The following is a 24,434-nucleotide window of genomic DNA, read 5'->3' on the forward strand; positions in this document are numbered from 1 at the left end:
AGCCACGGGCTTTCCTGATTCCGCTGGAAGGTCGCCGGCGCGTGCCGATCAGAATTCCGTCCAGTCCTGCTTTGCCGGTTCTGCGGGCGCCGCAGAACCCATGCTGAAGGCGCGGCCGAGTTTGCTCGCGAGCGCGCGCGCCGGCGACGGGGCAGGCGTATTGGCGGCAGAGGCAGCCGCCGGCTGTCGCGGTGCCGGGCGAGCAGCGGGTGCGGGCGCCGCATACGCGGGCGCCGTTGCGCGGTGCTGCGTCCGGATAGGCGCGGCCGCTGATGCGCCCTGACCCAGACGGAACTGGGCGAGCAGCGTGTTGAGCGAATCCGCCTCCGCCGCCAGCGTATGCGAAGCGGCTGTCTGCTCTTCGACCATGGCGGCATTCTGCTGCGTGCCCTGGTCCATCGCGGTGACGGCGAGGTTGATTTCCTGCAGACCCGTGGCCTGTTCGCGCGCTGCGGTGACGATCGCGCCGACATGGTGGCTGATTTCCTGAACGGCGCTGACGATCTTTTCGAGTTCCGTGCCGGTCTCGCCGACCAGCGCCACGCCATTGCCGACCTGCGCGGTCGAACGTGAAATCAGCGACTTGATCTCCTTTGCGGCATTGGCCGAGCGTTGCGCCAGCTCCCGCACTTCCTGGGCGACGACGGCAAAACCCTTGCCGGCCTCGCCGGCACGGGCCGCCTCGACGCCGGCATTCAGTGCCAGGAGATTGGTCTGGAAGGCGATGTCTTCGATCACGCCGATGATGCTGGAGATCGACTGCGACGACTGCTCGATCTCCGTCATCGCCTGAACGGCGTTCCGGACAACCTCACCGGAGCGTTCGGCACCGGAACGCGTGCTGTCGACGAGCTGACCGACATCTTCGGCGCGTTTGGCCGTGTCGCGCACGGTCTTGGTGACCTGCTCGACGGCAGCGGCCGTCTCCTCGACAGAGGCTGCCTGCTGTTCCGTGCGCCGCGCAAGATCGTCCGCGGAAGCGCGGATTTCGGCGGCACCGGCGTGGATCGCATGGGCGTTGGCGCCCACGGTTCTCAGCGCCGCATGAAGCTTTTCGAGTGAATCATTGAAGTTGCCACGCAGACTATCGAGATGGGGTGCGAAGGGCTTTTCGAGCCGGAACACGACGTCACCTTCCGAGAGTGCCGAGAGGCCCTTGGCGAGTTCGGTCATCGCGAAGCGCACTTCTTCCGCCTCGCGGGCCTTTTCCGCTTCCGCCTTCTGGCGGTCGGCCTCGGCCTGCTCGCGCATCGCGCGGCGCTCGTCGGACATGCGCGCGCTTTCGATGGCCGCATCCTTGAACACCAGCACGGCTTTGGCCATGCGGCCGACCTCATCGCCACGGTCGACGGCCGGCACTTCGACGGCGTGGTCGCCGGCGGCGAGACGGGCCATGGCATCGGTCATGCCGGTGATCGGCGTGACGATCGAGCGGGCAAGCAGCCAGATCAGCCCGACCGCAAACACGCCGGCGACGGCCGCACCGAGGATCAGCGCCAGTTCGAGGGCGAAATGTGCCGCGTCAAGACGGGCGCGGGTGGCCGCCGTCTCCGTTGCCAGCAAAGTCTTGATGTCGGCGGCCGCAGCCCGGAAGGAATCGAGGGCGCCCGCAGCGCCAGAGCTGCCGATCGTCGCGATGTCTTCGACGGATGTCTGGCCGGCCTTGCGAGCGGCGATCTGCGGATCGGCGACCTGTTTTGCATAGGTTTCGGCGGCGGCCCGCATGGCATCAAGCCGGGAGATGAGTGCATTGTCGCTTGCCGCCAGCGTTTTCGCTTCGATGATCGCTGCATCAAGGGCCTGACGCTCGGTGGTCACCGCGGCAAGCGTGCTTTCGCTGCCGAACAGCAGGTAGCCGCGTTCGTTTGCAGCTTGCTCGGCCATCGCGGTCTTCGCGGCGTCGACGAGATTGACGATACGCTGGGCGCGGTCCTGATCGATCAGCGCGGACTTGGCCGTATAGGCCTGCAGGAAAACGACGACGGAGGCCAGGAAACATCCGGCCATGATGGTGCAAAAGGTGAGGATCAGCTTTTTGCTGAGCGAAAGGTTTTTGAGGAACATGATCATGACTTTCGGGCGCGCGAAAATGGCGGGACAGCCGGAATGCCGGCGTCCAGATGCAGCGGTGACATGATCCGTTCGGGCGTTTGCGCCTCCATCATGGAGTGCTCAGGGGGACACCGGAAACGATCGATCGCTGGCAATCCTGTCGGAAACGATTTTACAAGCCGTTACCAAGACATGGCCGAATGACCGCAGTCGCCGAATTTGGTGGCAAATGCGACCATTTTACGGATCTTGCATGGCAACCTTGTTGGACACCACGAGCAGGATGTTGAGATCCCGCTCGGGATAGAAGTCCTTGGCGCGCATTTCGAATGTCGTCGGCCCGGTCTTCTTCACGCCTTGGCCGCAGAAGCTGACGATCGAGTCCGGGTTTAGCTTGTCGATGGTCAGGCGAAAGTCGCCAATCGGTCCATACCAGTTGTTGCCTGTGGTCAGGATGTAGGAGAGCCACTGCTCGAAATAGTAGATCCCGGCATCCGGGTTCTGCTTCTTCTCCAGCTTGATCGCAGCCTTCAGAAAGTTGTCATCGACGCAATAGCGCTCCTGGTACTCGGCATAGGCATCGGATGGCTTGCCGTCCCACATGAATACGAGACCGGCACTCCCGCCGACACTCGGGCGATAGCGATGCTCGACTTCAACGTCTGCGCCGGCCGGGAAGGTCGTCTCCCACCAGTAGATGGATTCGAGTTCCCAGACGGGCACATATTCCGGAGAAGCCTCGCCACCCGTGCCGTAATTGATGTCGGCGATCAGGCCCTTGGCCAGCCAATCCTCGATAACATCGGGTTCCAGCGTCTTCAGCGCTTCCGTCGTTTCCTTGAGGAGAGGCTGCAGCGGGATTTCCTGCTCTTCGACATCTGCGGTGAAGTCGATGCCGCGAACGAGCACACGCTGTTGCAAGTTCGGCTCGATTTCCTTGCCGTCTTGAACGACCGAGAAGTCCATGAAATTGTCGCTCTGCTCGTCAGGCACCGCAGACATGATCTCGATGGGGCCGCCGATCTTCGGCATCGGGAATGCGACGATGGTGCTGACCGGCTTGTCGCTGGTATTGCGGTAGAGGTATTTCACCTGCACCTTCTCCGGCGAGATGTAGAGATCTTCCTTTGCCATGGTGATCTCGTCGCTGCGCGTGAAGACGAGACCGCCTGCTTCCAACGTCGCCATGGAGTCATTGGCGAGAACTGTCATTGTGGCGAGTGCCTGCAGAGCGCAGGCCAAGATCAGTGTCGGCACGGTCGTCACGGTTCGAAATCCCCCAGACCCCAGAACGGAAAATGCCACCTTAACAGTGGCATTTCGATTCTTGAACGACGCTTTCTGGGTGTTATGCGCGGGCCGGCAGAAGCGGGTAGCCGACGAGCACGGCGCGCGCTGCAAGTGTGGCGATGGCCGCCTTGACCAGGTCACCGGGAATGAAGGCGAGCGAGCCCAGGACGACCTTGTCGAAGGGCGTGCCGGCCGCGACCGAGAGCCACGGCATGCCGCAGAGATAGACCACCCCGATCCCGCCGACGATGGAGGCAATGAAGAAGCCGGCCATTTGCTTGGCAGCCGACTGGCCTTCGCGCACGAGCTTTTCGGCGAGGAAGCCAGTGACGAAAGCACCGATGATCCAGCCGAAGATGTAACCGCCCGTCGGGCCCATGAGCACGTTGAGGCCACCGCGACCACCCGAAAGCACCGGCAGGCCGACGGCGACGAGCACGACGAGCAGGGCATAGGCGGCCGCACCGCGTTTGGCCCCGATGATGCAGCCGGCGAGCATGACGCCCATGGACTGCGCCGTGATCGGCACCGGCAGCAGCGGGATAGGCACCGGCGGAATGAAGCCGAGCACGATGATGATCGCGGTGAAGAGGGCGGCGAGCACGATGTCTCTGGTGGTCATTGAACGGGTCCCCGGTAAACTTTCTGGGGTTTTTACTGACCCCTAATCCCCCGGGCGTCAATCGCTTCGGCGATCCGATCGGCATCCTTCAACGTCGAAATGATGAGGGGCCCGAGCATGCGCGAGAGCTTCACCGGAATGCCGCGCGCCGCATGTGCCTCTTTCAGCGCTTCGTAACGCCCGGCAATCTCCGGCACGAAACGCAGCACCAGCCCGAGCGCGAGACCGAGATCGGCGGCTTTGAGGAGCCCGAGCCGCTCGAGTGGTCGGGCAAGATCGGTGACGGCGGCCATGAAGTCGGCAATGCTAGTGGAAGCCGTAACGGCAGCCGCGAGGAACAGGATCGCAACGAGCCTGAGCGTGATCACGAGGGCCTCTTGCGGCGACAGCAGCAAGAGATTGACCACAGCGAGGAAGGCGATGGTGAAGAGGACCGGCTTCAGCCGCCGAAATCCTTCCGACAGGCCGACACCGGTCGACAGATAGAGAGTGCCGGTGGTGACCAGGGCCAGGGTCAGGGCGAGCGGTTGATGGACAAGATAGAGCGCCAGCCCGAAAGCCATCAGCCCGACCAGCTTTGGCTTGACGGGGATGCGATGGAGAAGTCTCCGGCCCTCCACATGCAGGCTCGTCAGCATCCGGCGATCTCCCGGTAGCGGGCGATTGCTTCGGTAGCCTCCCCGTCAAAGACGAGCGCCCCTTCGTGGAAGACCAGCACGCGGGAAAAATCCGTCACCAGATCGAGGTCGTGGCTGATGACCACGGCCTGTTCGGCCAGCCCGTCGATCGCCACCTTGACGCGGGCGCGGTTTCTCAGGTCCAGCTGGTTGGTCGGCTCGTCGAAGATCACGACCTCCGGACGGTTGACGCAGACCGCTGCAAGCGCCGCTAACTGCAGCTCACCGCCCGATAGCTCGTGGGGACGCCTCGCCGCGAGATCGCTGATCCCGAACCGGGCGAGGACCTCATCCACCAGTCGATCCACCTCGGGAGCGGCCAGCCCCCGCGCCTTCGGCCCGAGTGCGATATCCTCGCGAATGACCGGCAAAATGATCTGATGGCCCGGGTTCTGGAAGATGAATCCCGTCTTCGCCCGCGCCGCCTTTTCGTCGGTAACGGTATCGAGCCCGTCCAGCATCACCGTGCCCGATGTCGGCTTGGCGAGGCCCGCAATAAGCCGCGCGAAACTCGTCTTGCCCGAACCATTAAGCCCGATCACGCCGATGCGCGGCTCGACGAGCGACAGCGACAGCGGCAAGAGAGCCACGCGGTCGCCGAAGCGCAATTCGGCCTGATCGAAACGGATATGCAAGGCGGAGATTCTCCGAGGGCAGTCCGTGATCCTATAGACCGACAGAGATCATGGTGCCAGAGACCAGTACATCTTAGAACATGCCGACCGTGACGCGGCCTGACGCGGCAGCTCTCCACTACCACAAGTTTTCGCCCATTGAACAAACCGCGAACATGTCCTAGCCTCTCAGCCATGACGATTCCCGTCCCCAACACGCTCGCGCGAAAGATCTTCCTGGAACGGCAGGGCCTGTCCCGCTCGCCGACAAAGGCGCTCGGGCGTCAGGGTCTTTACGACCTGATCCACGATCTCGGCTTCGTCCAGGTCGACAGCATTCAGTGGGTCGAGCGCGCCCATCACCAGATCCTGTTCTCCCGCAACCAGACCTATCGGCCGAAAGATCTGCAGCACCTTCTTGAGAAGGATCGCTCGCTTTTCGAACACTGGACGCATGACGCCTCCGTCATTCCCTCGGCCTTCTTCCCCTATTGGAAGCACCGCTTCGTCCGACGTGAAGAGCGCATCCGGCAGAACTGGGCGAAGTGGCGAGGGGAGGGCTTCGATCAGGCCTTCGATGAGACCTATGCCCGCATCCGTGACCACGGTCCGGTCCTGGCCCGTGACGTGAAGGCCGAGGACCACAAGTCCGGTGGCTGGTGGAACTGGCATCCCTCGAAGACGGCGCTGGAATTTCTGTGGCATACCGGCAAACTGTCGATTGCGCGCCGCGAGGGTTTCCAGAAGGTCTATGACCTCTCCGAACGCGTGATCCCAACCGAACACCACACCGCCGAAGTCGACCACGAAACCTTCGTCGACTGGGCCTGCCGGGCAGCTCTCACCCGCCTCGGCTTCGCCACCTCGGGCGAAATCGCCGCCTTTTTCGATATCGTCACTCCCGACGAGGCCAAGGCCTGGGTCGCCGCCCATCGCGACGAACTTCAGGAGTTGCAACTGGAAACCGTCGACGGCAAGCCGCGCGCCTCCTTTGCCTTCGCGAACCACGTGGCATCGCTCCTCGACGCTCCCGAGCCGCCGGCCCGCATCCGCGTGCTCTCGCCCTTTGATCCCCTGATCCGCGACCGGAACCGCACCGAACGCCTCTTTGGCTTCTTCTACCGCATCGAAGTCTTCGTGCCCGAGCCTAAGCGGCAATATGGCTATTACGTCTTCCCGCTGCTCGAGGGCGACCGCCTGATCGGTCGCATCGACATGAAGGCGGAACGCAGGCAAGGTCTTCTCGATGTCCGCCGCCTCTGGCTGGAGCCAGGCGTGAAGCCGACGGCCGGTCGCCTCGATAAGCTGGAAGCCGAACTCCAGCGTATCGCCCGCTTTGCCGGCATGGAAACCGTGCGCCTGCAGCCCGGCTGGCTCGGCTGATCAAGACACAATCAACAGGAAAACCAGACGTGACCGACAACAGCGCCTACCGCATCGAACCCCGTGTGCCCGCCGTCGACGACTACATGCGTCTTCGCGTTGAAGCCGGCCTCACGCCGTTTGCCCGCGAAGCTGCGGAAAAAGGCCTGCCGAACTCGATCTTTGGCGTCAGCCTGATGCTGGGAGACGAGACTGTGGGCATGGGCCGCATCATCGGCGATGGCGGCTGCTTCTTCCAGGTGACCGACATCGCCATCCTGCCCGCGCATCAGGGCAGGGGGCTCGCGAAATGGATCATGGCGGCGCTCTCCGACTTCATCGCCACGCTGCCGAATACGGCTTATGTCAGCCTGATCGCCGACGTGCCGGCAAACCGCCTCTACAGCCAGTTCGGCTTCGACGAGACTGCGCCGCGTTCGGTCGGCATGGCGCGGCGGGTGATCTGAGGCCGGACAAGCCGCCGCCGGCGTTCCACAATGTCCACTTTGTTGGCCCCAGTGTTGCCGTGCACTTGAAAAGACCTTCAAATGACGCATATTTAATATGTCACTTGAAGGATGTCGATTATGCTCCATGCCGTCGAACGCAAGGCCGTCTCGGATGCCGCTCCGCCTCAGGGCTTCTCGATCGAAGCCGATCGGAAACGTCTTTCGGCGACTGCGCTGAAAGCCTTTCGCCGTCTGGTCATTCATTGGGACCTGACGAGCCAGCAGGCGGCGGCCTTGCTCGGAGTCTCGCTCAGCACCTGGGAACGGTTGAAGCCTGAGAGCGTCTCGAAAACCCTGAGCCAGGACCAGATGACCCGGATCTCGGCGCTGACCGGCATCTACAAGGCCCTGCATCTGCTCTTCGTCGATGCCATGGCCGACCGCTGGCCGATGCTGGAGAATACCGGGCCGCTCTTTGATCGCCGCACGCCCGTCGCTGCAATGATCGAGGGCGGGATCCCGCATATGCTCGAAGTGCGCCGCTATCTCGACGCCGTGCGCGGGGGGCTCTGACTTGGAGGTCGCCGGCGTTCCGGTGAGCATTGTCGCCTATCCAAGGACCGTGCGTCTCGTCTCCACCGCACGCTTGCGCCAAGCCGTGCTCGCGCCACTCGCCGATACGGCCGATGAACTCGCCGAACTCGCCGAGATCGAGGCGGCCACGTCGACCCGCATCCAGGCCCAGTCAACAGGTATTTCCGGGCTGGCTGCCAACGAACTCGTCTATGACGTGCCGCATGCGCATTTCATCAATGCTAGCTTCGCCTATGCCAAGCCGCGCGAACCCAATCGCTTCAACGGTGAGACCCGGGGTGCCTGGTATGCGGCGCTCGGCGTAGACACATGCCTCGCCGAAATCGCCTTTCACATGACGGAATTCCTGTCACGAACGGGCGTCTATGAAGCGGTGGCCGATTATGCGGAAATGCTCTGCAGCACGTCGGGAGAGTTCCTCGACCTGAGGACGCTGCCCGATCATCCGGCGCTCTCGCTGGATAAGGCGCTCGGCTACCCGGAGGGCAACCGCCTGGCCCTCGAAGCCAGACGGTCCGGGCTGAACGGCATCGTCTACCCGTCAGTCCGCCACGATAGCGGAACCTGCTTTGCCATATTGCGGCCCGCTGCCGTCCAGTCGGTGCGCCAGGGGGACGTCTGGCGGCTGAGCTGGAAAGGCAGGCCAGAGCCGGTAATCGAGGGGCCGATCGGGTTCTGAGCTTTTCGGCGGCACTCGGGTCACTCCACCCTCCCCTTGAGGGGGAGGGTCGGACCGAAGGTCCGGGGTGGGGTGATCAGGCGGCTGTCAGCCGCCACATCGCATCAATCGAGAGGCAAGGCCCTCAGACGATCTCCGTCGCCGAAATCTTGATGCCAAAACCTTCGAGCCCGACATAGTGGCGCTCGCGCGACGAGAAGAGCCGGATCGAGGTGACGCCGAGGTCCTTCAGGATCTGCGCGCCGAGCCCGATTTCCAGCCATTCGCTTTCGCGTGCCTGGGCTTCCGAATGATCTTCGCGGTCATGCTTGCCGCTGCGTGCGGTGGTGGAGACACCCACACCGACGGACCCCTCGCGCAGATAGACGATCACGCCGCGGCCCTTGTCGGCGATCCGCTTCATGATGCCATCGACCTGCCGGTTGGTGCCGAAGACATCCTGGCCGACATGCTCGAGATGCAGGCGAACCGGAATGTCCTCGCCGTCCCGGATGTCGCCGAAGACGACGGCGAGATGCTGCATCGGGTCCCAGGGCAGGGAATAGGCATAGGCCTTGGCCGCGCCATAGGGCGTCTGCAGATCGAACTTGGAGACCAGCTGGATCAGCGTCTCCTTGCGCTGGCGATAGGCGATGAGGTCGGCGACCGACACCTGCTTCAAGCCATGTTTCACGGCAAAATCGGCAACCTGCTGGCCACGCGTCACGGTGCCGTCGTCATTGACGAGTTCGCAGATGACGCCGATCGGTGGCAGGCCCGCAAGCTTGCAAAGGTCGACGGCGGCTTCGGTATGACCCGAGCGCATCAGAACCCCGCCTTCGCGAGCGACCAGCGGGAAGATGTGCCCGGGGCGAACGAAATCTGAAGGGCCGACATTCGGGTTGGCTAGATTCCGCACCGTCAGCGTCCGGTCGTCTGCCGAAATGCCGGTTGTCGTGCCGTGCTTGAAGTCGACGGAGACGGTGAAGGCCGTGGTATGCGCGCTGTCGTTCTCCGCCACCATCGCCGAGAGGTTCAGGCGCTTGGCCTCTTCCTTCGGCATCGGCGTACAGACGATGCCCGAGGTGTGGCGCACGATGAAGGCCATCTTGTCGGCGGTGCAGTGAACGGCCGCAACAATCAAGTCCCCTTCGTTCTCGCGGCCGTCATCGTCGGTGACGACGACGATCTCGCCGGCTTCAAAGGCGCGGATCGCCTCGACGACGCGCTTCTGGTCATAGCTCATGGGGCAAGTCCTTATCTGGTCCGGCCGTTCTGGCCGCGGTCTCTCAAAATATGGTCGAGAAGGATGCAGGCGAGCATGGCCTCGCCGACAGGCACGGCCCGGATACCGACGCAAGGGTCATGGCGACCCTTGGTGCGCACATCGACTTCGTTGCCATCGGCATCAATGGAGCGCTTCTCGGTCAGGATCGATGAAGTCGGCTTGATGGCGAAGCGCGCAACGATCGGCTCACCGGTCGAAATACCGCCGAGCACGCCGCCGGCATGGTTCGACAGGAATACGGGCTTGCCGTCCGCCCCGATCCGCATCTCGTCGGCGTTCTCCTCACCGGTGATTTCGGCGGCCTGGAAGCCGTTTCCGACCTCGACGCCCTTCACCGCATTGATCGACATGAGGCCGGCTGCGATCTCCTGGTCGAGCTTGCCATAGACGGGTGCGCCGATGCCGGCCGGCACGCCTTCGGCTACCACTTCGATCACGGCACCGACAGAGGAGCCTGCCTTGCGAATGCCGTCGAGATACTCCTCGAAGACGGGAACCATCGCGGCATCAGGGCAGAAGAACGGGTTTTGGTCGACCTGCGCCCAGTCCCAGTTCTCGCGGTTGATCTTGTGCGTGCCGATCTGCACCAGCGCGCCACGAATGGTGACGCCGGGCATGGCAAGCCGGGCCAGCGCACCGGCTGCCACGCGGGCGGCCGTCTCGCGAGCGGAAGAGCGTCCGCCGCCACGATAGTCGCGGATCCCGTATTTCAGATCATAGGTATAGTCGGCATGGCCGGGGCGATAACGCTTGGCGATCTCGCCGTAATCCTTGGAGCGCTGGTCGGTATTCTCGATGAACAGCGAGACCGGCGTGCCCGTCGTGATCATCGTGCCGTCTTCCTGCGGCATGACGCCGGAGAGCACCTTGACGATGTCGTCTTCGCGCCGCTGGGTGACGAAGCGCGACTGGCCGGGCTTGCGCTTGTCCATGAAGACCTGCAGATCCTCCTGGGCAAAGCGGACACCCGGAGGGCAGCCGTCGACAACAGCGCCAAGCGCCGGCCCGTGGCTTTCGCCCCAGGTGGTGACGCGGAAGAGGTGACCGAAGGTATTGTGCGACATGCGTATGCTACCGTCCCATTCTCGTCCGCCGGAACGTCTTCCGGCGGGCCCTGCCTTGGATGGCGTCACTCATAGAGCAAATTGACAATTTCTGTGAAGCGCTTTTGCGCCGCGCGCCGCCGATTTGCGACGACACAGTGTCACCGAGGCGTCTGTGATCCGGCCGTGCGCCGGCTCAAGACGCCTTGCGCTGTGGCAGGCGGTCGACGAAGCGGGTGAAATCCTCAAACGAAAGCGGTTTGGCGAAGGCGTAACCCTGCAGGTAGTCGCAGCCGAGCTGGCGCAGAATGCCGGCATGTTCATGGGTTTCGACGCCTTCGGCAACTGTCTCGATGCCGAGCGAGCGGGCAATCTCGACGATATTGCGCACCAGGCTTCGTTCCTGCGGCTGGACCGTGACCGGCATGACCAGCTGGCGGTCGATCTTCAGCCGCTTTGGCTTGAGCTTCAGGAGCGATACGATCGAGGTATGGCCGGTTCCGAAATCGTCGATTTCGATGTCGATGCCGAGCGCCTTGATCCTCTCGATATTCTCGGAGGCGAACGTGTCGCTATCGTCGAGGAAGATCGACTCCACCAGTTCGAAACAGATCGAACCGGGCGTGATCGAAAGGCCCTTCAACTGGTCGATCAGGTTGTCGTCATGCAGGCGCTTGGAGGAGACGTTGACCGAAATGCGCGGTACCTGCATGCCGAGCGCCGTCCAGCGCATCTGGTCCTTGAGTGCCGTCTGCAGCACCAGTTCGTCGATGCGTGCCATCACGTTCAGGTCTTCGGCGACCTTCAGGAAGTTGCCGGAGGCGAGGATGCCGCGGTCCGGATGGCGCCAGCGGATCAGGGCTTCGGCGCCACAGAGCTGCATGCTGGAGGCCTCGAATTGCGGCTGGTACCAGACGATGAATTCGTCGCGGTCGAGACCGGCCAGCATGTCGTCGGCCATGCGTTTCTTGGCGACGATGTTGGCCTGCAGGTCCGGGGTGAAGAACTCGTAGCAGTTCCGGCCCTTTTCCTTGGCCTGGTACAGCGCGATATCGGCGTTGATCAGCACCTTGCGCGGGTCGGGTGCCGCGCCCTGGGATTGCGCAACCCCGATCGAGACGCCGCAGCGGCAATCGAAGCCTTCGAAGTCGAGCGGCTGGCGCATCTCGTCGATGATCTTGTTGGCGAGCGTCGCCAGCTCGTCGACCGAAGTCTGCCGCCGTGCCAGCACCACGAATTCATCGCCGCCGATGCGGGCGACGAGATCGCCGCGCGGCACGTGTTTCATCAGGATGCGGGAAGCATGCACCAGCATGGCATCACCAGCCGCATGGCCGAGTGTGTCGTTGATTTCCTTGAAGCGGTCGAGGTCGAGATGCAGGATCGCGAACTTCGACGATTGGCGGTTGCCATTGCGTGCCAGCGTGTCGAGTTCGAGGTCGAGCTTACGGCGGTTCGCGAGCGATGTCAGCGGGTCGTGCAGGGCGTTGAACTCGATGCGGTTCTTGGCGAGCTCCAGCTCGATGTTGCGCATGTCGGCTTCCGCCTTGGCATTGCGCAGTTGTTCGGCAAGCAGCGCGTCGGCGGTCACGTCGAAAGCAATGCCGATCAGCTTCTTCTTGCCGTCGCGCCCGATATGCGGCTGGCCGACCGAGCGGATGTAGCGAATTTCGCCATTCTGCAACACCACTCTCTGTGTCGTGTTGATGATCTGGTCGAGCGTGACCGCCCGCTTTGTGGCAAGCTGGATCTCGCCGCGGTCGTCCGGATGAAGGCGTGACAGCCAGACGTGTTCGGCAACGGGCTTGTCGCTGAACGGTATGCCGTAGAGCTGATGCATGCGCTCGTCCCAGATGGCGCTCTTCGTAACGGGATCGCCTTCCCAGGTGCCGCAATTGTATGAGCCGAGTGCCAGATCCAGACGCTGCGAGGCTTCCGCCAGCTGGTGCTCGCGGCTTGAGAGTTCCTCAAGGGCAAGCTCCAGCTCGGCGTTCTTGATGTCGCTGTTTTCCTTCGCGCGGCTCAGCGACTGGGTGACCAGCGTATCGGTCGTCACGTCGCAGACGATACCGGTGATGCTGCCGTCGCTGGTGCGGGCGCCAACTGAACGCAGATAGCGGAAACTGTCGTCGGAGAGCGGAACGCGGTAGCTGATGTCCCATTGGTCGGCGGTCGCGGCCACAACGGAATCGAAATAGAATTGTTCGGCGCGACCGATATCGTCGGCATGCAGACAGGCGAACCAGTCTGCCAGGCGGTCTTCTTCGTCGGTCAGGCTGTTGGGCAGGCCATGCAGGCCGGCGCTGCGGCTGTCCCAAATGAGCGCATGGGTCGATGCGTCGATCTCCCAGATGCCGATATTGGAGGTTTCCAGTGCGAGTTGAAAACGCTGCGACAGTTCGACAAGCCGCTGTTCGCGCGCTCTCAGACGCTTGATGTTCAGGTTGCGCTCGCGCAGCAGGAAGAGGGCGAGCAGCACGGAACTCGTCATCGCGATGACGCCGGCCAGGACCAGGAGGCGGCTCGGTAGCAGCCTGTTCATTGCCGCATCCCAGCCATCGGCGGGTACGCCATAGAGATTGTAGCCCAGACGCCCGCCGACAGACGCGGTGCTGATCGGGTTGTCATCGAAAATCGTCTCGTCACCGAAGACTTCATCGGTGCCATCGGCGGATGGCATCACGATGGCGACCTTGGTGTGGTCATGCCCTTCATGGTCTGGCACGTCGACCTCGGTCAGCAGTCCGTGATGATCGAAGAAGCGGCCAGCGTCGATGTCGACGACCAGTGAAATCCATGCCGTACTGGACTGCCATGAGACAGGCGGGACCGGGATGTCGACGCTGATGGTCCGCGAGTCCCTTGTGACCTTCGGCGTAAAGGCCATGCGAGCGGGATCGTCGAGTGGGGCGAGGCGAATGCTGTCAAGCTGCGGGTTGTCGGTGATCAGGCGATTGACCGTCCGATTGAACTCCAACGGAGAAAGCAGGCCGTCGTCGGCGATGTCGTCCGCTAGGGAAAGAGCAATGTTGATGTCTTGATCCAGATGAGTCTCGATGTCGGACTGCACACGCAGCAGGCGATCCAGGATCCCGTGCTCGATGCGCCCGCGTTCGGTAAGCGCGGTCTGGCGGTCGATCATCAGTCCTGCGGACACGATGAGCACGCTCAGCACAGCCGCGCCGATCAGCCAGAGCATGCCGTTGCTCAGTCGCCTGTCGGCACGCGCGTCCATCGTCAACTTGCGCAAGTGTATGCTTCCCCTGATCCCGATTGCGCTAAGCCTATGGGTCTGCGGTTAATTTAGGATTTCGTCAGGGGCAGGTTTTTTTATCGTTTCGCTGTTTAGGGGGCGCACATGGTCCTTGAGCCAGAGCACGAGCCCACAGATTGTCGGGGGACAGCGGCGAACGCGCTTGATCCCGGTTGCCCTTCGGGTCCACTATCCCCCGAAATGAGTTTGTCAGGGGCGAATTCCGCCACATTCAGGAGGCTAGTTTGCAGTCGGTTTCAGCAGTGATTTGGTCGAGGGTGGTTTGCATGCGTGTCGTTATATCCCTGCTTCTCGCCACCGCAGGCTTCCTGTCGCCGGTCAGCGTCTATGCCGGCAGCGCCGATGTGGAAGCCACCATTCGTGATGTGAACATCGATGGAATGAACCTCGTTCTCGATGACGGCAAGACCTATGCCGTTCCCTCAGAATTCAACTTCGAGGGTCTCGAACCGGGCCAGAAGGTTCTCGTCTTCTACACGGAAGTGGACGGCAAGCGCGTCGTCGACGATCTGGAACTGCTGCAGTAGCAAGCGCGGGGCCGCCCGAAGAGGGCGGCTCGGTCGGTCTCAGATCCAGTCTATCAATTTCTGGTCGCGATCGATTTTCAGGATCCGATCCTGCGGAATGTTCATCTCGCAGGCCTCGTCCTCACTGACATTGCCAATCAGCCGGAAACAGCTGCGGATAACGCCACCATGGCTGACGCAGACGGTCTGTTGCTCGACAGATGTTAGCCAGGCGCCGATCCGCCAGGAGAGGATCTCATAGCTTTCCGCATCGTCGCCGGGCGGAATGAAGCCCCATTTCTGCCGCGCCCGTTCTTCAACCCGCTCTGGCGAGACCTCTGCCAGTTCCGGCAGTGTCGAGCCTTCCCAATCGCCGAAGGAAAGCTCCTTCAGCCGCGCGTCAAGCCGGTAGTCGGCAGGGGGAAGGCCCATGGCGGTGCGCACCCGTTCCATCGTGTCGCGCGTGCGTCCGAGCGGGGAGCTCACAAAGTCGAAATCCCCGGCGCGGCCGCCGAGGATCTGGGCGAGCTTGCGCCCGTTTTCGCTGGCCTGCTGACGGCCGGTGTCGTTGAGGCCGATATCCTTCTGGCCTTGCATCCGGCCCTCGGCATTCCAATCGGTCTGGCCGTGACGGATCATGTAGATGAGCACGGCGCAGTCTCCGAATTCAGTCTTTGCCGAGAACGATGTCGGGCGCATCGACCGACTTCATGCCGACCGTGTGATAACCGCAGTCGACATGATGCACTTCGCCGGAAACGCCGGTCGAGAGGTCGGACAAGAGATACATGCCCGACTTGCCGACTTCGTCGGTCGTGACGTTGCGCTTCAGCGGCGAATGATACTCGTTCCACTTGAGGATATAGCGGAAATCGCCGATGCCGGAAGCTGCAAGCGTCTTGATCGGGCCGGCCGAGATCGCGTTGACGCGGATGCCGCGGCCACCCATGTCGACGGCGAGATAGCGCACGGACGCTTCGAGTGCGGCCTTCGCCACACCCATGACGTTGTAGTGCGGCATGACCTTTTCGGCGCCGTAATAGGTGAGTGTCAGAAGCGAACCGCCGTCATTCATGATCTTCTCGGCACGCGCCGCAACGGCGGTGAAGGAATAAACCGAGATATCCATCGTCCGGGCGAAGTTGTCGCGCGTCGTCTCGATGTAGCGTCCCGTCAGCTCGTCCTTGTCGGAAAAGGCGATGGCATGCACGACGAAGTCGATCTTGCCCCACTTGGCTTCGATATTGCTGAAGACGGCGTCGATGCTTTCGAGATTGGTCACGTCGCAGTCGCCGGCAAGAAAGGCATCCAGTTCCTGTGCGAGCGGCTCGACACGCTTCTTCAGCGCATCGCCCTGCCATGTGAGGGCAATCTCGGCACCCTGGTCACGACAGGCCTTCGCGATGCCCCAAGCGATGGAGCGATTGTTGGCGACACCCATGATGACGCCGCGCTTGCCTGCCATAAGGCCGGAACCCTGAACCATATCGAGACCCTTTAAGACGTTCGGTGGAGTTGCCTATGGCATAGGCCGATCCGGGGTTCAAGATTGCAGGCTCAGATCGACGGAACACGGCCCCGACATCCATCACAACGTCAGAAATCACTCATTTAGCAGGCGGAAATCTGCAGGGCTGAAGCGCAACAATTGCCGCCGGGCCCAAACGACAGGCTCGCCGAAAATGCTGTGCACAAGAGGAGGTCGAAACCTGGAGACCCGTCACCGGGACCGAAGGGGCTCAGATATAGAGCCCCTCGCGCATCAGCCGCATCAGGTCGGTGACCTTCTCGTCCGGCTTTTCCCAGAGCATCACGCGCAGTTCGACGACAAGCGCGCCACGGCCGTCTTCGGCGTTGGGAAGGCCGAGGTCGTCGATTCGGATGACCTGATCGGAGTTCGACCAGGCGGGCACCGTGACGGGCACCATGGTCCCGTCAGGTCCTTCGACCTGGGTCTCGCAGCCCAGCACGGCGTTTTCGAGTGTGATCGGCAACACGGTGCGGATATCGAACTGGTCGACCGCGAAGCGATCGGCGCGCAGCACCTTGATCGTCACGGCGACATCGCCGCGCTGCAGGCCCTGGAACTTCAGCCCCTGACCCTTGAGGCGCACGACATGGCCCTCGGTCACACCGTTGAGCGGCACGCGCACTTCGCGCCCGTCGTTCAGGGTGATCGACACGGATTTCTGCTCGAGCAGATCGGCAATCGCGACCACGGCATCCGCAAAGATATCGGGTGCCTTTTCCGGCAGCGGCGGCGGGGCGCCGCGCAGGCGACGCACCAGCGAACTGAAGAGCTCGATCGGCGCCAGCAGGGGCGATGCCGCCGGCTTCAGGGGAATGCCCTCTTGAAGCTCTGCGGCTTCCTGCTCGCGGCGCAGGCTTTCAGCGGCTGCGGCTGCTTCCGGGCTATCGCCGAAAATGCGTGAAGCGGCTTCCTCCGGGCCTGAAGCCGTGCCGCCGACGGTAGCGCTCGGACCCGATTTAGGGCCAGCGCTTGCACCGGCAGTCGAAGTCTTGTCGGTGCCGGTCGCAGAAGCCGTTTCTGCGGCTGCATCCTTCGCACCGGATTCGGCCTGGGCTTTGGTCTTTGCCTCGGCGGCCTGTTCCTTTGCGGCCTTCGCCTTGGCGGCCTGGGCTGCCTGGGTCGCATCCGCCTTGGCTTTCTCCGCCTCGGCGCGCGCCAGCTCCTCAAGCACGCGCTCGGCATTTATCTTGGCCTGCTTGGCTTTTTCCGCCGCCTCGCGCGCTGCCTGGCGCTGCTGCATGATCGTCTGTTCGCGTTCCAAGGCTTCCACCTTCATGCGCTGTTGATCGTACCGGTTCCGCTTGGCCGGATCCTTGAGCACTTCGTAGGCGCGGCCGATCTCGGCAAACCTGTTGTGGGCCTGCGGATCGTCACGGTTCTTGTCCGGATGTACGGATTTCGCCTTCGTGCGCCATGCTGCCTTGATCTCGTCAGAGCCGGCATCGCGTTTCACGCCAAGGATCGAATAAAAATCTCGCATCGAGGACACCAACACACCTCAGGCGGAAAAGGTCCGTTCATCGGGCCCCATCCGTAAAACTTACATGCCGCCCTGCCGAATTCATGCAGATCCGGACGCTACAGTCTGGGGAACCGTCGCATGCCATATGCTAATCGAAGGTTAGCCGAAGGCAGGCAGGCGACCTCATTCTTCCGGTTTGCTTAAGCAAGTCTTTCGAATGCGACCGAAATCGATCCGCCGTTTACGATCGGCGGTCGAAGCTCAACAGCTGCCAGTTGCCGGTGCCGGATGTGCACGTCTTGCCGGAGAAGTAGGCGATTCCTTCATAGGAATGTCGGGTTGTCGAGAAGTTGCGGCAGATGACGCCGTCACCTTTCTCTTCCTGGATGGCGGTCACGACACCGGCACTGCCGGTCGTCGCATTAGCCCAGGGAAGCGGCTTGCCCTCGGTCTTGGACAGATCCGCGGACGAAACAGCGCTTTGCACGGTGAGTTCGTCGGAGCGGCTCGTGGGGTTGCCACTCTTCACGACAGTCGATGTGGAGATCGAACTGTCGACCGTATCCGAGCCGAACAGGTCCATGCTGCTGCCGAAGCAACCGCTGAGCGGAAGTGTCGCAGTGATGATGAGCAAGATCGAGCTTCTACGCATGCACCAACCCTTTGTCCGCTCGACCGATTTTGCTATGTCTGCCAAGGGGCCTGCGATCCAGTGCTTCGTCATCGACGGCCAATATGCATATCGGGAGCATTTTACACAATATGTCAGATATCGGGTTAACAACTGGTGACTTCACCGAAGAGAGCGAACCGTTTGCGCTCTTCGCCACCTGGCTGAAGGATGCCGAGGCCTCGGAGATCAACGATCCCAATGCGGTGGCACTCGCCACCGTGGATGCGGATGGCCTGCCGAATGTCCGTATGGTGCTGCTCAAGGGTTTCGATGTCAGGGGTTTCGTTTTCTACACGAATTTCGAGAGCCAGAAGGGACAGGAAATTCTCGGCCAGAAAAAGGCAGCCATGTGTTTTCATTGGAAATCGCTGCGCCGCCAGATCCGCCTGAGGGGCGATGTCGAGGTGGTTTCCGATGAGGAGGCCGACGAATATTACCAGTCCCGGCCGCTTGGCAGCCGGATCGGTGCCTGGGCTTCAAAGCAGTCCCGGCCGCTCGAAGGCCGCTTCGCGCTGGAAAAGGCGGTCGCCGAATACACCGCGAAATATGCGCTCGGAAACGTCCCACGCCCGCCCCATTGGTCGGGCCTCCGCATCATTCCGCGCTCGATCGAGTTCTGGCACGATCGCAAGTTCCGCCTGCACGACCGCATCGAATTCCGCCGCGACGCGGAAGGCGACGGCTGGTCCAAGGTCCGGATGTATCCCTGATCAGGGGGGATGGGCTCAGCCGCCGACAAGCTTCGACGGCAGCCCCGACGCCAGCGCCTCGACATAGCGCGGCTTCTGATAGAGCCCGTTCAGCGAGATCCGCGGCAGAAGCTGCGGGCTCGCCATCGAGGCGGGCGTCAATGTGCCCGGCCGTGTGGTCACCGACAGCTTGAAGCCCGCCCAGTCGGCATAGCCTGCCGTCCGGACCGTTGCGCTCCGCGCATCGCCATAAGGATAAGCGAAGGTGACGGCGCGCGTGTCGGTGATGCCGGCAACATATTCGGCGCTCTCGTTATACTCCTGCAACAATGCCTCGTCGTTAAGATCGGCGAGGCCGCGATGGCTCACGGTATGCGCTCCGTAGGAGACCAGCGGGTTGCGGGTCAGGGCGGCAAGTTCCTCCCGATCCATGACCGTTTCGGAAACCAGCGCATGCGGGTTGATACCGGCAGCATTCGCCGCCGCATCGAGTTGCGCCACTCCCTTCGCTTCGTCGCCCGCCATCAGCAGGCGCGCGGCGGCGTCGAATGCGGCACACTTGGCGCTAGTCGAGCTGCAGTCGATGTCTATCCGCCCTGCCGGCAGGCAGAGAGCCACCCTTTGCCGGGCCCCGATCAGGGCCGCAAGCGTCTCCCACCACATCGTATGGCTGCGCTCCGAAAGCCCCTTGCAGACGAAGATGGTGAAAGGAACCCCGTGGCGCTCGAAGACCGGCAGAGCATGGTCGCGATTGTCGCGAAACCCGTCGTCGAGTGTGAAGACGGCAAAGGGCTGTCCGCCTTCGGGTTCGGCAAGAGCCGCCGGCACCTCGTCCAGTCGGAGGAAGCGATAGCCGCGCCGGATTAGCGTCTGGATCGCTGCGTCGAGGAAGTCGGGCGTGATGTCGAGATGCCGGTTCGGCTGGAACGGTCTGGCATTGGCCGGCCGGACATGATGCAGCGTGAAGATCACCCCGCGGCCCCGAAGACCAGCCGCCAGCCCGAGCCGCGACAACAGAAAGGACGCCTCCAGCCCCCCCGTGATTGCCACTCGCTTCAGCTTATGTTTGAACCGTCCCGCCATAACCTCTGCCTGAAATGTCATTGACTGCAATGCCAGACAGGCTACCCCCGAACCCTTAAGGCAGGTTCAACACGTCGTCTCAATATTATGGCGAATGCGGCGGCAGCTCCGCAGCCAGCCGGGTTGCCCGTCGAGCAAGCAGCATGGCAGGGATCGTCCACAGTACCGGAATGAGGAATGTCGCCGAGAAAGCGGCCCGGGAGCTCTCGCTTGTAGAGGTCTCTGCCAAGCCGAGACTGTTGCCCGCCAGGCCGGCAAAGGCCGCACCGATTGCGAAGCCCGCCGATTGCAGCGTCGGAATGAGCCCCGAAGTCTTGTCTCGCTCGGTACGCGTACTCGTTTCCATAAGCATCTGGCTCAGAAAGGCCCAGCTGGCGCCGAAAGCCGCACCGACCACGATCTGGCCCGTGACCAGAAGGAAAAGCGATCCCTGCTGAAAGCCGAGGGCAACCAGGAGCATGCCGCAGCATTGCAGGAGCGGTCCGGACTCGATTGCCCGCCGCCGCGCGCGCTCCGTCCCGACATGAGCAACGAGTACGGCGACCAGGCTCCAGCTCATCGCCATGATCGCGCCAAGCCCACCGGCCGCCAGCGGACCGAAGCCGAAGCCATGCTGCAGCCCCAAGACGAAATAGACGCTGCTGGTCGCTTGGGCGACGGGCATGAGAAGAACCAGCCAAAGACCCGCCCCGACCGTTGACGAAAGACCAAAGGCTTCCGCCGGCATCAGACCCGTTGGAAGTACCCGATCGCGGCGAACGCTTGCGACCAGAAGGGCAATGCCGAACACTACGAGCACGGCCGAGGTCAGAGGCTCGGCCATCACTCCTGAGGACAGGATCATCAGAAGGCCCACTGACAGCAGCACCAGCGGGGAGAGCGGCACCCTGGCAAACGCGGCGACTGTCTCATCGCGCGGCCTTGCCGTGAACAGTGCGAGAAGAAGAAAGACGAGCCCGAACGGCAGATTGATCAGGAAGGCCGTCCTCCAGGAAAAGCTCTCCGCCAGCCAGCCGGCCGCAAACGGTCCGCCGAAGGAAGCACATGTCCACACCAGCGCTTCCACGCCAAAGACCTTGGGCACCAGACGCGACGGATAGAGGGCTGGAATGAGCGCGTAACAGATCGCCGCGACCACGCCTTCGCCGAGCCCCTGTCCGAGCCGCCCGAGCAGAACCTGCTCCATCGTCGATGCAAACGCTGCCGTCAGAGTGCCGACGAGGAAGACCAGTGTCGCCACGATCAAGGCGCGGCGGGCACCGAAGCGTTGTTTGAACTGGGCTGCGGTCACGCCGGCGACGATTGACCCGATCAGGTAAAGTGAGACGGACCAGGCGATGAGGTGGCCGCCGCCGATCTCGGCAATCGCGCTCGGCAGCACGGTGGAAACGAAGAAGCCGTTAAAGGCAAAGAGCGCAACCCCCATGCTCAGCATCAGCGTGGTGGATAGGTGTTCGCGCGACAGAAGATCGAGCCAGCCGCCCGGCTCGCTCGGCGGCGTCTTGAACTCATCAATCATGTCCGGAATCGACGGTAGGGAAGGGCCGGCCGATTTGTCGGTCGTGCTGTCGGTCATTCGTGAACTCACTTTGCGAAATGGCATTGGATGCGATTTGACGCGATGCTACAACCTGAACAAAGGTTGAGGTAAAGCCATGCCCGAACAAAAAAACCATCTGACCGTCGGAGATGTCGCCCGCCGCAGCGGACTGGCCGTGTCCGCCATCCATTTCTACGAGCGCAAGGGTCTGATCTTCGCCGACAGGACGGGCGGCAATCAGCGCCGCTACGGCCGCGACGTGCTGCGCAGGCTCGCCTTGATCCGCGCCGCGCAAGAGGTGGGGCTCCCGCTCTCGGAAGTCGCCGAGGCGCTGTCCGCACTGCCGCAGAAGCGCACGCCGACGCCCCAAGACTGGCGTGAGATTGCCACCCGCTGGGCCGAGAGGCTCGACCAGCGCATCCGCATTCTCGAAGGCCTGCGGCATGATCTCGACGGCTGCATTGGCTGTGGCTGCCTGTCTCTCCAGCGCTGCCAGCTGGTCAATCCCGCAGACCGGCTGGGTGAAGAAGGGACTGGCGCTGTGACCTTCGCCCGCTGACGCCTTCGTGACCGTCCGTGCCAGCATTCGCGCAATCGATTAACCATCTGTTGACCATGATCGGGCGACCTTCTGTGGATCGATGGTTGCATTTGATTCCGATCGGCTGATTGTCGCCCCATTCTTGCCATAGGGCCTCAACCCGAAGACGGCGGATCGATCGAATCGAACCAGTCGCAGTCATCATTGAAATCCGGGCGGCATTGGAGTTTTCATGAGCAAGTTGCTGATCGCGTTCTCGTTTTGCGTGGCGATCCTCTCCCTCTCGACGACAGCCCAGGCAGGAAGTGCCCAGCTTCTCCTCGATGCCCGGACCGGCGAAGTCCTCGCCTCCGAGAACCCGGATGTGCTCAATCACCCGGCATCGCTGACCAAGATGATGTCCGTCTACATGGTTTTCGACGCGATCAAGGCCGGCAAGCTCAGCTGGGATAGCCCCGTTCCCTTTTCGAAACATGCCGCCTCCCGCCCGCCGACCAAGCTCTTCGTCAAGGCAGGCGACAGCATCACCGTCCGCGAAGCCGTACTCGCCATGATCGTCCGCTCGGCCAATGACGCCTCGGCTGCGATCGGCGAGAAGATCGGCGGCAGTGAAGAGGGCTTTGCGGCCCTCATGACGCGCAAGGCCCGCTCGCTCGGCATGATGAACACCACCTTCTTCAATGCCTCCGGCCTGCCGCATCCCCGGCAGTTTACCACAGCCCGCGACATGTCGACCCTCGGTGTCGCCCTGATGCGCGACTTCCCGAAGGAATACGAACTCTTCGCCACCAAGAGCTTCAAGTTCCGCGGCAAGACGATCAACGGTCACAACAACCTCATGTATCGCTACAAGGGCATGGACGGCATCAAGACTGGCTATACCAATGCGTCAGGCTTCAATCTGGTCAGCGCCGTCGAGCATGATGGCCGCCGCGTCATCGGCGTCGTCATGGGCGGCCGCACGGCTGCCAGCCGCGACAAGATCATGGAGCGTCTGATCGACGCCAACATCAAGAAGGCCTCGACCGGCCAACAGCTTCTCGTCTCCCGTTCGACCGGCGCGCAGATGGATCTAGCCCGCCTTGGCGACGAGGTACCGGTTCCGGTTTCCCGCCAGTCGGCGCTGGCCGCAGTGCAGGGGCTCGTCGGAGCAACAGGGACCGCGACGCCGGGCACCGCCTCGGCTTATGCGCCATCGTCACAGGCCGAAACCGCAGACCTCGTCGCGACACCGGCAAGCCGCTTTGCTGCCGTCGACCCGCAGCAGACCGCCAGCACGCCTTCGACGTCTTTCGAACGCAGGTGGCAGGTCCAGATTGCCGCCGCGACATCCGCCCAGGCAGCCATGGACTTGCTGTCCCAGGCCCGCGAGAAGGTCGGTGGCCCGCTTCAGGGGCTCGACACCTATACTGAAATGGTCACCCGCAACGGCATCACCTTCTACCGCGCCCGTTTCACCGGATTCGAGACCAAGGAAGCGGCCCGTGCGGCCTGCGACAAGCTGGTCCGCCAGCGCTACGACTGCGTCCTGATGCCCGCGCGGGGGTGAGCGGGGGGACTCTACTGGTCTTCCGACGGAGATTTTCGTCGCCCAGCAGAATAGAGGGGGACTTTCGCAGGCTGGCCAATCTTCGTCAGCAGTGCGACGGCATCCTTGTCGAAAGAACAGAACAGTTCGCCGCCAAGCCATTGCCCTTCATGGGCTATCACACCATCGGCGAAGTCGCCGCCTGCCTCCAGCATGGCCAGTCCGGCTTCCACCGCCGCACGATTCATGGCCACATTACCCGATCCCAGGAGGTCTCGGATCGACTGTGCCACCTCGTGCACCGAGAGCTTTGCGCCTCGCCTGAGTACCCAGACGAATTCGCAGAGGCAGGGGAGGGAGACAGCGATCAACGAAGCTTCGGACATGATCCTGGCTGCAGCCAGACCCTGAACAGGGTCGTCCTGTAGAACGGCGCGGATCAACACATTGGTGTCGACGGCAATTTTCACCTGTCGCCGGCCCAGCCGGCAGCGACAATCTCGTTGATCTCGTCAATGGCAAGGGGCCTTTTTACCTTGCCGGCATGGCGTCCGATGAAAGTTGTGATGCTTCCCGCAGGACGTTCGGCCCGAAGACGCAACTCGCCGCCTGGCAACTGGTCCAGTGTAATCCGCTCTCCCGGCTTGATTCCGAGATGCTGCAAAAGCTCCCGCTTGAGGGTGACCTGACCCTTCATCGTGACTGTAAGTGAAGCCATGGAAATCTCCTTGGGGGATAGAGTAATGGAAATTTCCATTCCGGCAAGTTTTCAACGGTGCCGATCCTCCGCGCGGCCCCCTCACCCCGCATCCGCTTCACTCGGCGACCCTCTCCCCGAGGGGAGAGGAGGGCAGACCGGCGCCACGCGCTCCCGATTCTCCCCAGCGGGGAGAAGATGCCCGAACGGCAGATGAGGGGGCGGCGAAGCCGAATACCTAAGGCGCCCTGCGGTAGTGTC

The 24,434-nt window shown here is 62.5% G+C and carries 24 protein-coding genes; 8 read left to right on the top strand and 16 right to left on the bottom strand.

Annotated features, from left to right (window positions below):
• Positions 1 to 48: 48 nt before the first annotated feature.
• The 5 genes from GH983_RS03630 to GH983_RS03650 form a co-directional block, all read right to left on the bottom strand.
• Complete coding sequence (locus GH983_RS03630) at positions 49 to 2,064, bottom strand: methyl-accepting chemotaxis protein (RefSeq protein WP_194842778.1); 2,016 nt, start codon at positions 2,062 to 2,064, stop codon at positions 49 to 51.
• Positions 2,065 to 2,292: 228 nt separating this feature from the next.
• A complete protein-coding gene (locus GH983_RS03635; RefSeq protein WP_246727487.1) occupies positions 2,293 to 3,318 on the bottom strand; it encodes a DUF4424 domain-containing protein in 1,026 nt (341 codons plus the stop codon).
• 82 nt (positions 3,319 to 3,400) lie between these two features.
• Entirely contained in the window at positions 3,401 to 3,964 is a 564-nt protein-coding gene (locus GH983_RS03640; protein ID WP_153761650.1) for a biotin transporter BioY, read from the bottom strand.
• A gap of 32 nt (positions 3,965 to 3,996) precedes the next feature.
• Entirely contained in the window at positions 3,997 to 4,602 is a 606-nt protein-coding gene (locus GH983_RS03645; RefSeq protein WP_153761651.1) for an energy-coupling factor transporter transmembrane protein EcfT, read from the bottom strand.
• Complete coding sequence (locus GH983_RS03650; RefSeq protein WP_153761652.1) at positions 4,596 to 5,276, bottom strand: energy-coupling factor ABC transporter ATP-binding protein; 681 nt, start codon at positions 5,274 to 5,276, stop codon at positions 4,596 to 4,598. Before GH983_RS03650 ends, GH983_RS03645 begins: the two co-directional genes overlap by 7 nt.
• A gap of 174 nt (positions 5,277 to 5,450) precedes the next feature.
• On the opposite strand from GH983_RS03650, the gene GH983_RS03655 reads away from it, so the two are divergent.
• From GH983_RS03655 to GH983_RS03670, 4 genes are all read left to right on the top strand, one after another.
• On the top strand, positions 5,451 to 6,638 hold the full coding sequence (locus tag GH983_RS03655) for a winged helix-turn-helix domain-containing protein (RefSeq protein ID WP_153761653.1): 1,188 nt from the start codon (positions 5,451 to 5,453) through the stop codon (positions 6,636 to 6,638).
• An 86-nt stretch (positions 6,639 to 6,724) separates the two neighbouring features.
• Positions 6,725 to 7,084 (top strand): GNAT family N-acetyltransferase, encoded by a 360-nt coding sequence (locus tag GH983_RS03660; RefSeq protein WP_371418468.1) that lies wholly within the window; start codon positions 6,725 to 6,727, stop codon positions 7,082 to 7,084.
• A gap of 120 nt (positions 7,085 to 7,204) precedes the next feature.
• Positions 7,205 to 7,639 (top strand): antitoxin Xre-like helix-turn-helix domain-containing protein, encoded by a 435-nt coding sequence (locus tag GH983_RS03665; RefSeq protein ID WP_153761655.1) that lies wholly within the window; start codon positions 7,205 to 7,207, stop codon positions 7,637 to 7,639.
• A 1-nt stretch (position 7,640) separates the two neighbouring features.
• A complete protein-coding gene (locus tag GH983_RS03670; RefSeq protein ID WP_069041973.1) occupies positions 7,641 to 8,339 on the top strand; it encodes an RES family NAD+ phosphorylase in 699 nt (232 codons plus the stop codon).
• A 124-nt stretch (positions 8,340 to 8,463) separates the two neighbouring features.
• Here GH983_RS03670 and ribB read toward each other — a convergent pair whose 3' ends face one another.
• From ribB to GH983_RS03685, 3 genes are all read right to left on the bottom strand, one after another.
• On the bottom strand, positions 8,464 to 9,564 hold the full coding sequence (gene ribB, locus GH983_RS03675) for a 3,4-dihydroxy-2-butanone-4-phosphate synthase (RefSeq protein WP_054148930.1): 1,101 nt from the start codon (positions 9,562 to 9,564) through the stop codon (positions 8,464 to 8,466).
• Positions 9,565 to 9,575: 11 nt separating this feature from the next.
• Positions 9,576 to 10,670, bottom strand: a complete 1,095-nt coding sequence (gene aroC, locus GH983_RS03680) for a chorismate synthase (protein WP_069041972.1) — start codon at positions 10,668 to 10,670, stop codon at positions 9,576 to 9,578.
• Positions 10,671 to 10,845: 175 nt separating this feature from the next.
• A complete protein-coding gene (locus GH983_RS03685) occupies positions 10,846 to 13,899 on the bottom strand; it encodes a GGDEF domain-containing phosphodiesterase (protein WP_054148932.1) in 3,054 nt (1,017 codons plus the stop codon).
• Between the two features lie 290 nt (positions 13,900 to 14,189).
• Between GH983_RS03685 and GH983_RS03690 the strand changes: the two genes are divergently transcribed.
• Positions 14,190 to 14,450, top strand: coding sequence for a DUF1344 domain-containing protein (locus tag GH983_RS03690; protein WP_054148933.1), 261 nt, complete (start codon positions 14,190 to 14,192; stop codon positions 14,448 to 14,450).
• A gap of 39 nt (positions 14,451 to 14,489) precedes the next feature.
• Here the strand turns inward: GH983_RS03690 and GH983_RS03695 are convergent, their stop codons facing one another.
• The 4 genes from GH983_RS03695 to GH983_RS03710 all read right to left on the bottom strand — a co-directional run bounded on the left by GH983_RS03695 (position 14,490) and on the right by GH983_RS03710 (position 18,119).
• Positions 14,490 to 15,080 (bottom strand): histidine phosphatase family protein, encoded by a 591-nt coding sequence (locus GH983_RS03695; protein WP_153763540.1) that lies wholly within the window; start codon positions 15,078 to 15,080, stop codon positions 14,490 to 14,492.
• A gap of 16 nt (positions 15,081 to 15,096) precedes the next feature.
• On the bottom strand, positions 15,097 to 15,915 hold the full coding sequence (fabI, locus tag GH983_RS03700; protein WP_054148934.1) for an enoyl-ACP reductase FabI: 819 nt from the start codon (positions 15,913 to 15,915) through the stop codon (positions 15,097 to 15,099).
• Positions 15,916 to 16,168: 253 nt separating this feature from the next.
• Positions 16,169 to 17,440, bottom strand: coding sequence for a DnaJ domain-containing protein (locus GH983_RS03705; RefSeq protein WP_153761656.1), 1,272 nt, complete (start codon positions 17,438 to 17,440; stop codon positions 16,169 to 16,171).
• Between the two features lie 223 nt (positions 17,441 to 17,663).
• The gene (locus tag GH983_RS03710) at positions 17,664 to 18,119 is read right to left on the bottom strand and encodes an RT0821/Lpp0805 family surface protein (RefSeq protein WP_371418425.1); all 456 of its coding nucleotides are present in this window, start codon (positions 18,117 to 18,119) and stop codon (positions 17,664 to 17,666) included.
• 65 nt (positions 18,120 to 18,184) lie between these two features.
• Here GH983_RS03710 and pdxH point away from each other — a divergent pair, with 65 nt between their 5' ends.
• Positions 18,185 to 18,805, top strand: a complete 621-nt coding sequence (gene pdxH / locus GH983_RS03715; protein ID WP_054148936.1) for a pyridoxamine 5'-phosphate oxidase — start codon at positions 18,185 to 18,187, stop codon at positions 18,803 to 18,805.
• Positions 18,806 to 18,820: 15 nt separating this feature from the next.
• Here the strand turns inward: pdxH and GH983_RS03720 are convergent, their stop codons facing one another.
• The gene (locus GH983_RS03720; protein WP_153763541.1) at positions 18,821 to 19,867 is read right to left on the bottom strand and encodes a polysaccharide deacetylase family protein; all 1,047 of its coding nucleotides are present in this window, start codon (positions 19,865 to 19,867) and stop codon (positions 18,821 to 18,823) included.
• A gap of 85 nt (positions 19,868 to 19,952) precedes the next feature.
• Positions 19,953 to 21,443, bottom strand: a complete 1,491-nt coding sequence (locus GH983_RS03725) for an MFS transporter (RefSeq protein WP_194842779.1) — start codon at positions 21,441 to 21,443, stop codon at positions 19,953 to 19,955.
• 79 nt (positions 21,444 to 21,522) lie between these two features.
• Between GH983_RS03725 and soxR the strand changes: the two genes are divergently transcribed.
• Positions 21,523 to 21,966, top strand: a complete 444-nt coding sequence (soxR, locus tag GH983_RS03730) for a redox-sensitive transcriptional activator SoxR (RefSeq protein ID WP_153761658.1) — start codon at positions 21,523 to 21,525, stop codon at positions 21,964 to 21,966.
• 214 nt (positions 21,967 to 22,180) lie between these two features.
• Complete coding sequence (locus GH983_RS03735) at positions 22,181 to 23,497, top strand: D-alanyl-D-alanine carboxypeptidase (protein WP_153761659.1); 1,317 nt, start codon at positions 22,181 to 22,183, stop codon at positions 23,495 to 23,497.
• An 11-nt stretch (positions 23,498 to 23,508) separates the two neighbouring features.
• On the opposite strand, the gene GH983_RS03740 is transcribed toward GH983_RS03735, so the two are convergent.
• The gene (locus GH983_RS03740; protein WP_153761660.1) at positions 23,509 to 23,946 is read right to left on the bottom strand and encodes a type II toxin-antitoxin system VapC family toxin; all 438 of its coding nucleotides are present in this window, start codon (positions 23,944 to 23,946) and stop codon (positions 23,509 to 23,511) included.
• On the bottom strand, positions 23,943 to 24,194 hold the full coding sequence (locus GH983_RS03745) for an AbrB/MazE/SpoVT family DNA-binding domain-containing protein (protein WP_153761661.1): 252 nt from the start codon (positions 24,192 to 24,194) through the stop codon (positions 23,943 to 23,945). The genes GH983_RS03740 and GH983_RS03745 overlap by 4 nt, the downstream gene beginning before the upstream one ends.
• Positions 24,195 to 24,434: the final 240 nt, after the last annotated feature.

Origin of the sequence: Agrobacterium sp. MA01, from assembly GCF_009650195.1 — a bacterium.
In the GTDB taxonomy this organism is placed as follows: Bacteria; Pseudomonadota; Alphaproteobacteria; order Rhizobiales; family Rhizobiaceae; genus Allorhizobium.